The sequence below is a fragment of the Homoserinimonas sp. genome, from assembly GCF_056262345.1.
In genome coordinates this window covers 1-11012 of sequence record NZ_JBACFR010000294.1, presented here as the reverse complement: position 1 = coordinate 11012, position 11012 = coordinate 1, and the positions used below count along the sequence as shown (strand labels likewise).

9 protein-coding genes are annotated in these 11012 nt (G+C 67.6%); 2 read left to right on the top strand and 7 right to left on the bottom strand.

Going from position 1 to position 11012, the window contains the following annotated elements; genetic code table 11:
• Window positions 1-742: GntR family transcriptional regulator (locus tag AC062T_RS13360; RefSeq protein WP_476030799.1), on the top strand; the 742-nt coding region annotated here is incomplete at its 5' end.
• A gap of 347 nt (window positions 743-1089) precedes the next feature.
• Here the strand turns inward: AC062T_RS13360 and AC062T_RS13355 are convergent.
• The 7 genes from AC062T_RS13355 to AC062T_RS13325 all read right to left on the bottom strand — a co-directional run bounded on the left by AC062T_RS13355 (window position 1090) and on the right by AC062T_RS13325 (window position 9681).
• A complete protein-coding gene (locus AC062T_RS13355; protein WP_476030797.1) occupies window positions 1090-2463 on the bottom strand; it encodes an LLM class flavin-dependent oxidoreductase in 1374 nt (457 codons plus the stop codon).
• Between the two features lie 2 nt (window positions 2464-2465).
• Window positions 2466-3593, bottom strand: coding sequence for an acyl-CoA dehydrogenase family protein (locus AC062T_RS13350; RefSeq protein ID WP_476030795.1), 1128 nt, complete (start codon window positions 3591-3593; stop codon window positions 2466-2468).
• A 72-nt stretch (window positions 3594-3665) separates the two neighbouring features.
• Complete coding sequence (locus tag AC062T_RS13345; protein WP_476030793.1) at window positions 3666-4583, bottom strand: ABC transporter permease; 918 nt, start codon at window positions 4581-4583, stop codon at window positions 3666-3668.
• Entirely contained in the window at window positions 4570-5691 is a 1122-nt protein-coding gene (locus AC062T_RS13340; protein ID WP_476030791.1) for an ABC transporter permease, read from the bottom strand. The genes AC062T_RS13345 and AC062T_RS13340 overlap by 14 nt, the downstream gene beginning before the upstream one ends.
• Window positions 5688-7187: an ABC transporter ATP-binding protein gene (locus tag AC062T_RS13335; RefSeq protein ID WP_476030789.1), complete on the bottom strand. Its 1500-nt coding sequence runs from the start codon at window positions 7185-7187 to the stop codon at window positions 5688-5690. Before AC062T_RS13335 ends, AC062T_RS13340 begins: the two co-directional genes overlap by 4 nt.
• Before the next feature lie 21 nt (window positions 7188-7208).
• Window positions 7209-8285, bottom strand: a complete 1077-nt coding sequence (locus AC062T_RS13330; protein ID WP_476030787.1) for a BMP family ABC transporter substrate-binding protein — start codon at window positions 8283-8285, stop codon at window positions 7209-7211.
• An 85-nt stretch (window positions 8286-8370) separates the two neighbouring features.
• Entirely contained in the window at window positions 8371-9681 is a 1311-nt protein-coding gene (locus tag AC062T_RS13325) for an MFS transporter (protein ID WP_476030785.1), read from the bottom strand.
• A gap of 41 nt (window positions 9682-9722) precedes the next feature.
• On the opposite strand from AC062T_RS13325, the gene AC062T_RS13320 reads away from it, so the two are divergent.
• On the top strand, window positions 9723-11012 hold a 1290-nt coding region (locus AC062T_RS13320; protein WP_476030783.1), incomplete at its 3' end, for an FAD-binding oxidoreductase.

Sequence of the window (11012 nt, the reverse complement as noted above, 5' to 3'; positions counted from 1 at the left end):
CGTTGTGCGCATGACCGACGACGCTCCCGACGAACTCGAGCGCCTGCGCCGCGGCGTGCTGCGCATTGCCCGGGAGGCCGATGCCGCATCCGAGGCGCTGCCGGGGGAGAACGAGCTGGCCAGAAGGCTCGGCGTGAACCGACCTCAGGTGCGCAGGGCCCTCGCACTGCTGGAGCAGCAGGGCATTGTGCGGCGCCAGCAGGGGGCGGCCACGACCGTTGACCCCGTGGCGTTGCGGATGGGTGTGCGCCTTGAGGAGCAGACGGAACACAGCGAACTGCTTGCTCGATTGGGTTACACCCCGAGCGTCGAGCTGCTGGAATCGGCGATCGTCGACCTGCCCATGTCGCTTCGGCGCAACCTGAGCCCCCGCGTTCCCGGCCGCGCTCTTCGTGCCGTCAAGCGCTGGCGGGCGGATGGTGTGGCCGCGATGGTCGCGGAGAACCACCTGGCGCTTCGTGACGGATTCGACGGCGATGTCGACCCCGCAGCATCCGTCTTCGAGGCGGCCGCCGTGGTGTGGGGTGAGGAGCTCCTCTGGGAGATCGCAACCCCGGGCCTGCAAACGCTGGACGAGGATGCCGCGGCACGGCTTGAGCTCGAGCCAGGGTCGCCCTGCCTCACGCTCGAGATCATCGGCGTCGTGCGCAGCGGGCTTCGCGTGCTGCACGCGTTCGAGTGGCATCATCCGTCGATCGTGCGGTACTCGCTCGTGCGCACGATCCCCGAGCCCTGGCGCTGACGTTGGCGGCGCACGGCCCGCTGCCCGCGGCCCGCCGCCCGCTGCCGCTGCCCGCTGCCGCTGCCCCGCGCTGAGTGCATCCCGCCGAGGGGACCCATATGCGTGCTCACTCGCCGCGCGAAGTCTCATTTGGGACCCTTCGGCGGAGGGGGTGGAGCTCGCCTGCGTCGAGGGGGCCGAAATGCGTGCTCGGCCTGCCCGCGAAGGCTCATTTGGGACCCCTCGGGGGCTGCCGCTGGGGCCGCTCGGCGGGCCGCGAGATGCCCGAGGGTTACGCACGGCTGTCCGAGGCTTAACGCACGGATGCCCGAGGCCGAAGCCCCGGGCATCCGAATCACTGAACCGGTCTACTCGCCGAAGGCGGCGCGGCGGATCGCCTTAGCGGGGTGCTCGTCTGGCAGCTGCGGACCGTTGCCGAACACCTTTTCGCGCAGGGTTCCCGGCGCGTACTTGTCTTGCATGATGCCGCGCTGCTTGAGCACGGGGGCGACGTGGTCAACGAAGTCCTCGAAGGTGCCCGGGGAGGTCACGTACTGCACGTTGAGGCCGTCGACTCCGGCATCCTGCCAATCCTGGATGGAGTCGGCGATCTGCTCGGGCGTTCCGACGATGCGCAGGTTGCCGTACCAGCGAACGAGCTCGCCGATCGTGTAGTCGGAGCGCGGCGACATCGCGATGAGGTCCTTGACGATGCCGGTCTGGCCCTCGGGGCGCTTGGCGATCTCGAAGATCGGCTCCTTGGGGTCGTACTGGCTGAAGTCGTGCCCCAAGAAGACGCTCTGCTTGGCGAGGTTTGCCTCGATCGACTGGAACTCGGTGATCTCCTCGTGGAGGCGCTTGGCCTCTTCTTCGGTGCTGCCGACGACGAAGCCGAGGATGGCGAGCAGCTTCACGTTGTCGCGGCTGCGGCCAGCCGCCTCTGCTGCCTTGCGCACATCGTTGACGATTGGCGCGGCATCCGCTGGGGTGAGCGAGTTGATGAACAGCGCCTCGGCGTTGCGGCCAGCATAGGCACGGCCCCGCGGGGAGACGCCGGCCTGCACGAGGAACGGTGTGCGCTGCGGGCTCGGCTCGCTCAGGTGCGGGCCCACGACGTCGTAGAACGGGCCCACGTGGTTGATCTCGTGGATCTTGGCCGGGTCGCTGTACTGCTGCGTGGCCTTGTTGCGCAGAACCGCGTCGTCTTCCCAGCTTGCCTCCCAGAGCTTGTAGACAACGTCGATGAAGTCCTCGGCGCGCGCATAGCGGTCCTCATGCTCCGGCAGCCCACCGAGGCCGAGGTTGCGGCCGGCGCCGGGCAGAAAGGTGGTGACGATGTTCCACGCGATGCGGCCACGGGTGAGGTGGTCGAGCGTCGACATCTTGCGCGCGAACGTGTACGGCGGCTCCTGGAGGATGTTCTGCGTGAGCACAAAACCGAGCTCCTTTGTGGCATATGCCAACGCGGGAATGAGCTCGCCGGGGTCGTTGATGGGGAACTGCATCCCGCTCTTGACGGCCATTTCGCGCGAGTTGGAGAACGCCTCGTAGGGCGCGAGCACGTCGGCAAAGAAGAGGGTGTCAAAGTGGCCACGCTCGAGCAGCTGCGCGATGTCGACCCAGTAATTGATGTCGTTGTATTCGAGCTGGCGGGAGCCCGGCCACGCCCACATTCCCTGGTCGTGGTGCGACGCGGAGAAGATGTTGAAGGCGTTAAAGATCATGCGGTTGCGGTCGGCCATGATCATGCTCCTTCTGTGACGTTGAGCACGTGCTTGCCGATTTCGCCCGCGAGCACCTCGGTGGAGTAGGCCATGAGCTGACCCGCCTGGGCGTTGCGCAGGTGGCGCTGGATGGGCGACGACTTGAGGAATCCGGATGCTCCGCCGATGCGAACGGCCAGCTGGGCGACTTCGACCGCGATCTTGTTGGCGAGGTACTTGGAGCGGCCGAGGTTGATGAGGGCGTTGTAGTCGCCCTGGTCCGCCTGCCACAGCGTCTGGAAGACGTAGGCGCGAACGGCCTCGAGGCGCGACTGCACGTCGGCGACCTCGAACTGCACCCACTGCTGGTGCGAGAGCGGCTTGCCCATGATCATGCGGTTGGTCGTGTGGTCGACGATCGACGCGAGCGCGGCATCCGCAACTCCCAACGAGATGAGCGGCAGACCGGCGGGCACAGCGGCGAAGTCGCCGGGGCCGAGCGCACGACCACGATCCTCATGGCGCAGGAGGGTCTTGTTGAACGAGAGCAGCTGGCTGCGGGTGGCGCGCAGACCGAGCGTGTCCCAGATCGGGATGATGGTCACCGACTCGTCGGGCTTGACGGCGAAGAATGCGGGGGCGTCGTCGACGAGCACGTTGACCATGAGGTAGTCGGCCATCTCGCTGCCCGAGACGAAACGCTTGGCGCCGTCGAGCTGGTAGCCGCCCTCGACCTCGTCTGCTGCCTGCTGCGGGTTGAGAAAGCGGTTGCCGCTCGTGGGCTCGCTCAGGGCGTTAGCGAAGTGGCGACCGGCCAGGAACTCGTCGGCGTAGAAGGAACCCTTGGTCTCGGCGGTGAGCTGAGAGAGGCCGACACCGGCACCGGAGTGCATCGTCCAGATCGTCGCGACCGAAGGGTCGGCCTCGGCAAGCGTGCGTACGATCTCGCCGTAGGCGACGTAGCTCAGGCCCTCTCCGCCAACGTTTGCGGGCAGAACGGCCTTGTTGAGGCCCGCCTCGTGCAGTGCGGCGAGCGCCTCACGGGGCAGCTCGGCCTTGTCGTCACGTTCGGCTGCCTGCGCGGCAACATCCGTCGCAAGCTCGCGCACGGCGGCGATGTGTGCGGCCTCACGTTCGGTGATGGGAAAGGGGGTGGGAGAGACGGGCATTGGTGCGGTTCCTTTGTGAGCGTGGATCTGGTCTGAGATTGAGTGGTGGGGAGGGGCTTTCGGATGCTGCGGCTAGGCGATCGCGACCTGGCGGCGGCTCTTGGCCCAGCGTTGTCGTGCGGTGACGCACAGCACGAACAGCGTGGCGAGGTAGGGGAGCGCCTGATACAGCTCGACCGGCAGGCCAAGGTTCTGGGTCTGGGCGAGCAACGAGAGGGAGTTGAACACGGCAAAGAGCAGCGCTCCCGCGAGAAGCCCCCACGGCTTGAGCCGCGCGATGATCACCACGGCGAGGGCGATGAAACCGCTGCCGCCCGTCATCCCCGGCGTGAACGTGCCGATGCTCGACAGCGGGATGGATGCCCCGGCGAGGCCCGCAAAGCTGCCGGCGATGATGGCCGCGATGGTGCGGTAGCGGCGGGGCGAGATGCCGCGGGTTATGGCGACTCCCTCGTCGTCGCCGACCGCGCTGAGGCGAAGACCGAATCGGGTGTGCTTGAGCACCCACCACGACGCAGCGACCAGCGCGATGGAGAGGTAGAAGAGGATTCCGGCGTCGGCAAGACCGCGACCGATGAGGGGGATATCGGCGAGGAACGGGAGCGAGACGACGGGCTGGGTCGGCGCGCTCTGGTTGTTGCTGCCGGCGGGCGCGAGGATTTGGTAGAGGGCGATGCTGAGCCCTGCGCCCAGCAGCCCGATCGCGATTCCGACGATGATGATGTCGGCTTTGCCCCACGCGGTCGCGAAGCCGAGCACGAGGCCGAGCACGGCCCCGGCAACGATTCCCGTGAGCAGCCCTAGCCAGAAGCCGCCCGTGAGCGACCCGATCACGCCGAACACGGCGCCGACAAGCATCATGCCCTCGATGCCCACGTTGAAGCCGCCCGTGCGTTCGAGAAAGATTTCGCCCAGTCCGGCGAGCACAACGGGCGCGCACAGGGTGAGCGCTCCGGCGATCACCACGGCCCAGAAATCAAGCGGTGCCATACGTGACCTCCTCGCTGATTCTCGACGGTGAGGGGGCGGCCGTGTGCTTGACGAGCGGCGCGGCGATCACGAGAGCGGCAGCGAGAAGCAGCACTCCCTGAGCGACGGTGCCGATCGAGGCGGGGGTCGTCCCCGTGGCGATCTGCACGCCCGTCGCCCCTGTGGTGAGGGAGGCGTACACGATTCCTGCAATCACGATACCAACGGGGTGCCCGCGGCCGAGTACGGCCACGGCGATACCGGCGAAACCCACACCGGCACTCACTCCCGGCTGCAATCGTCCGTCGACGCCGGCCAGCTGCATCCATCCGGCAAGTCCGGCGGCGGCTCCCGAAACGAGCATTGTCGAGAGCACGGCCTTGGCCGGGGTGAGCCCGAGCCGCGCGGCCAAAACGGGCCGCTGCCCGTAGACGCCGATGAGAAACGCGCCTCGCCCCCGGCTCCACCACAGGGCGGGGGCGACGACGATCACCACGAGGATGACCCCGGCGTGAAGGCGGCCTGGCAGGGGCAGTTGCGGCAGCAGAAACGATTCGGGCAGCGGGGCGCTCTGCGGGGTTGCCGAGCCGGCAGGGTTACGGAGGGATGTTCGCAGCAGGTAGGTCAGCAGCAGCGCCGCGAGATAGTTGGCGAGAAGCGTGAAGAGGATCTCGTTGACTCCCCAGCGCACACGGGCAAGCCCCGGGAGCAACGCCCAGGCTGCGCCGCCGAGGGCCCCGCTGATGGCGCCGAGCAGCAGCCCGACGGCGAGCGGCACCGCGTCTCCGATCGAGAGCGCGACCACGGTGGCGACGATCGCGCCGACGATCATCTGCCCTTCGGCCCCCACCGTGATAACCCCGGCCTTAAGGGCCGCGGCAACCCCGATCGCTACGAGCACGAGCGGCGTGGCATAGGCGATGGTCTGCACAACGTTGTAGCCGGTGCCGAATGCGCCCTTGAACCAGCCGCCCAGCGCGACGCCCAGGTCGCCGCCCGAGGCCGCGACGAGCGCGGCAACGACCGCAATCGCGGTGACGGCATAGATCGCCACGATCAGCCGCGACGGCTTGCCCTCTGGCCGCAGGGCGGAGCGCAGCGCCCCGACCACACGATTCTCTTGTGTCATGCGGGCGCCTCCTCGGTGAGACCCGCCATGGCCCGGCCGACGCGGTGGGAGTCGAAGTCGGCTGTCTCGAATTCGTCGACAATGCGTCCGTGGGAGACCACCAGGATGCGGTCGGCCAGTTCGCGCACTTCGTCGACGTCGGCAGAGAGCAGCAGCACGGCGGTGCCGTTCGCGGCGGCGGTTGCGACCTCGCGGCGGATCGCCCCGGCCGCGTTCAGGTCGAGGCCCTGCGTCGGGCCGTGCAGGATCGCCACGGCCGGGGTTCCGTCGAGTTCGCGCCCGACGAGAAGCTTCTGCTGGTTGCCGCCGGAGAGCGATCCGGCCAGCGCGTGGGGGTTTCGCGGGCGCACATCATGGCGCTCTTGCAGCCCCCGGGTGAACTCGGTGATGGCTCGCCACTGCAGCACTCCGCGCCGGCTGAACTCTGGGTCTTGAAGACGCCGAACGATCGCGGAGGTCGTCACGGGGGCAGCGGGAACAACAAAGTCGCCGCGCACTTCGGGAACGTAGGCGACCCCGGCGCTGGCAGCGACATCCGCCCGTCCCGTCACGTCGACGCCATCGACGGTCACGGTGCCGCGGAGGGGGCGGATGATGGCTGCCGCGGCATCCGCCAGCACGTTCTGTCCGTTGCCAGCGACGCCGAGCACACCGACGATCTCGCCAGCCCGCACCGTGAGATCGATGTCGATGATCGCGGCGGAGCCTGCGCCGCGCGCGGTGGGGCCCGAGATGACGAGCCGGTCGCGACCGCCGCAAAAGGCTGGCCGCTGTTCGACGGCGGGCAGCTCGCCGACCATCGCTTGGACGAGCTCGGCGTCGGTGAAATCGGCAACCGGGCCGCTCAGCGTTACGACGCCGTGCGAGAGCACCGTCACGTCGTCGGCCACCTGGCGCACCTCGTCGATTCGGTGCGTAATGAGCACAACCCCGACGCCGCCGTCGGCGAGGGAGCGAACATGCTCGAAGAGTCCGCCCGATTCGTAGGGCCCGATGGCCGACGTCGGCTCATCGAGCAACAGGATGCTCGCGCCCTGGGCGAGGGCGATCGTCAGCTCACCCAGCTGGCGTTCGGCGAGGCCGAGTTCGCTCACGGGGCGGTTGATCGTGATCGCGAGGCCGGCATTCTCGGCGGTACTGCGCAACAGGCGAGATGCGTCCCGCCGGCGGGCGAGCGCGCGGGGCTGGGTGAGGATGAAGTTCTCTGCGAGGGTCATGTCGCCGATCAGGCTGAGCTGCTGGGGAACGAGGCCGATACCCTGCCGAATGGCCGCCGCTCTGCCGCCCAGCACGACCGCTTCGCCGCCGACCGTCACCACTCCTGAACTCGGCTGTTCGAGGCCCGAGAGAATCTTGATCGCGGTCGACTTGCCGGCACCGTTCTCGCCCACGAGCGCATGGATGCGCCCCGGCTCGACCGTGAAGGTGACGTCACGCAGCGCCTGGGCGTCTCCGAAATTCTTGGAGACGCCCAGGAGCGAGAGTGGGGCGCGCATGGCGTGGTGCCGGTGTATTCGTTAGCCGACGGAGGGGATGGTGACCTCGCCGCTGGCAAGCTGCGCGGCGAGCTCGGAGACGAGCGTCTCGATGTCGGAGGGCAGCTCGGGGGCGGCCTTCACGAGGTTGAAGTCGCCGAGCACCAGGCCCTTGTTGGCGATCGTCGAGGTGTAGGTGTAGTTGCCGAACTCGCCGGCAGCGATGCGCTCGACGGCCTCGGCCAGGGTGGGGGTCCAGTCGATCTTGACGACGCCGATGTTCACGGATGACGCGTCGGAGCTTGTGGCATTCGAAGCGCCGAACGTAGCCACCCCGCCTGTCTTAGCGGCAGCGATGACACCGGAGGTGAATCCCTCTGCGCCCGTGATGATGAGCTTGGCGCCCAGGTCGATCTGGGCCTTCGTGGCCTGGTTGGCAAGCTGCGGGTCTTCCCAGCTGCCCGTGAAGATGGGGGCGAGTTCTTTCGCCGCGGGGTTGGCGTCGGCGAGGCCGATCGACAGGTACTCGTACGACAGCTCGTTGAACGGCGCGAGCTCTCCGTCGACGACGGCAACGGGCGAGAGGCCAGACTTGCCGGCGACCCAGCCGCTCAGGTAGCCGACCTCCTGCGTGGCATAGGTCCAGGTCTCGACGTTGTCGGTTGCCTTGTCGAGGATGTCGACGGCTCCCGTGGCGATGAAGTTGGTCTCGGGCAGCTCTTCTGCGACCTTGAACACCGAGTCGGAGAAGCCGAGGCCCCATCCGATCACCAGGTCGTAGCCCTCTGCGCCGAACTGGCGAAAGATGGGCTCTGCATCGCTCGGGTTGTGCACCGACTCGCGGATCTGCACCTCGATGTCGCCGCTCTCGGCAAGTGCGTTGACGGCGTCGGCCGCGTACTGGTTGAAGCCACCATCGTTGGCGAGTCCGCCGAGCACGACGGCAACCTTGACGGTGTCGTCGCCCGTCGCGGACGAGTCATCCGCTGTGGTGGCGGAGCACGCAGCCAGCGAGATGAGCAGGGGTGCTGCGAGCAGAGCTAGGGGAGCGCGGAGCTTCATGGTGTCGAGCCTCTCGGATGCTGTGAACGCTGGCATCTGCTCGGCGGATTCCTGCATCGCCCACACATGTCAACAAGTTCGCTCACACTATGGGCAGCCGTGAGCGCGCCTCAAACGAGCCCGTCACACTCTGAAATAAACCTCAGCCGTGTTGAACGGATGCTGGCAAGCGACGCTCCAGAAGCAGCGTTGCGACCACTCCCACAAGGTTCACGGCGGCGAGCACCACGAACGGCAACGCGTGATCGGCGGCAAAGAGCGTCGCGAACAGAATCGGGGCGATGATCTCCGCGATGACCCACGAATACTGGAATGTCGCCAGGTAACGACCCCGCGCCGACGGGGGAGCGATCGCGGCGGCAATCGCCATCGATGACGGGGCATGCATCAGCTCTGCCACCGTAAACAGCAGGGTCGCGGCGACGAGAACGACCCAGACGGCCGGGCCGCTCGGCATCCCCTGGCCACTCAGCATCCCCTGGCCGCTCAGCATCCCCTCCTGGGGAGCGATGACGGCGAATCCGATGCACCATAGCGTCCATGCGCATCCGGCAGCCACAAGAACGCGGGTTCGTCGCAGGGGGGCGACAACCCGCACGATCACCCCGCCGAGCACGAGCACGAGCACGGCGTTGCCCACCAGCAGGGTGGAGGTGACCCAGGCCGGGCCGCCCAGAGCATCGCGCGCGAACGTGGGTAGCGCGATGGCCAGGGTGAGGGTCGACAGCGCGAAGATCACGTTGAGGCCGGTGAGGGCAACGAAGCTTCGGTCGCGCAACAGGGTGCGGTAGCCGAAACGCTCGTCGCCCTGCTCGTGCCGGGAGCTGGTCACGCGCACGGCGACGGCAATCGCTGTGCCCGCCACCGCGAAGCACACTGCCGCAGCAACGGCCACCCCGCGGAAGGCAGCATCAGAGCCGTCGGCGATCACGAGACCGGTGATCAGACCGCCGACACCGATCCCCACCGTTCGCGCGATATTCGCCCACGCGAACCAGCCATCGGTGCGGGTCGCCGCCACGATTCCGTCGACGTAATCCGAGATGAGTGTGAAGATTGACGACCAGTACAGCCGCGATCCCACGGAGCCCAGCATCGAGGCGACGAAAATGCCGATCGGCTCGTTCACCCACACGAGCGCCACATACGACGCCGCCAGAATCAGCTGCGACAGAATCACCACCCGCCGCGCAGAGAACCGGTCAACGAGCATGCCCGTCAGCGCCGGGATCGGCAGCGAAACGGCGCTCGCCGCCCCCAACAGCACCCCGAGCGTCGCGAGCGGCACATCGGTCAGCGCCAAAAAGTACACGAGGGCGAGCGGAAGAAACAGACCATTGCCGACGGATGCTACGGCGACAGCGCCGATCAGCACGGGCCCGCCCCGGCTCGGGGTAGAGGGTGCTGGGCTGGCCGCTGCCGGTGCGGTTGTTGCCGTGGGATCTGTGCTCACGGGGTCACAGCATAACCACGTCGCGGCAGCACAATGGATTCATGACGGACCACGCGATCATCGCCGACGTTGCCGCGCTGCTCGATGCCACTCAGCTTGCAACAGGTGACGCCGCGCTCGCCTTCGATCGTGACCATTCCGACGGCACAGGCCAGGGAGTGCCGATCGCCGCTGTGTTCCCCGCGAGCACAGAGCAGGTCGCCGCAGTCGTTCGTTTGGCAGCGAAACACGGTGTGCCGATCGTGCCTCAAGGCACCCGCTCAGGCCTGGCCGGCGGCGCAAACGCGGTCGACGGATGCCTGCTGCTGAGCCTCGAGCGGATGACCAGCATCCTGTCCATCGATGTGGCCGATCAGGTCGTCACGACCCAGGCCGGGGTCATAACCTTCGAGCTCGCGCGCGCCGTCGCCGAGCGGGGGCTCTTCTACCCGCCAGACCCCGGGTCGTGGGCTATCTCGACCATCGGCGGCAACATCGCCACCAACGCCGGCGGCATGCGCTGCGTCAAATACGGCGTCACGGGCGACTTCGTGCGCGAACTCACGGTCGTCCTCGCGAGTGGGGAAATCATCCGCACGGGGCATCGCACCGTCAAGGGAGTCGCGGGGCTCGACCTAACCTCCCTCATCGTCGGATCGGAGGGCACCCTCGGCGTCGTTACCGAGGCGACCCTCGCGCTGCTGCCGGCGCCGGGGGAGCCGTGTGGTGTGCTCGCCGCATTCCCGTCACCGAGCCAGGCGCTCGCCGCCGCCGACGCGATCATGGCGTCACGTCGCCGCCCCAGCATCCTCGAATATTTGGATGCCGGAACCATCGCCGCGATCTCCTCCTTTTCGCCGTCGTCCCGGCTTCCGGCCGGTGCCGGGGCCGCGCTGATCATCCAGTCCGATGAGGTTGGCCGCGCCGCCGCCGACGTTGAGGAGTACGCGGCGATTGCCCTCGCGTGCGGGGCAACGACCGTTGATATTGCCCAGGATGCTGCCGCCGTCGACGCCATCATGGAGGCGCGCAGAATGCTGCACGGCGCCATGCGCGCCGTCGCGGGGGCGAGCCTCAACGAGGATGTTTCTGTGCCGAGATCGCGCCTCGCCGAGCTGCTCGATGGCATCGCCGCGATTGGTCAGAACGCCGGCGTTGACATCTTCTCGGCTGGTCACATCGGCGACGGCAATCTGCATCCGATCATCTGCTTTGACCCCGCGGATGCGGCGGCGGTGGCGACCGCACACGACACCTACCAGCATGTGATTGGCCTGGCGATCTCCCTCGGCGGCACCGCCTCGGGAGAGCACGGGATCGGCTCGCTCAAGCGCGCCCACCTCGATGCTGAG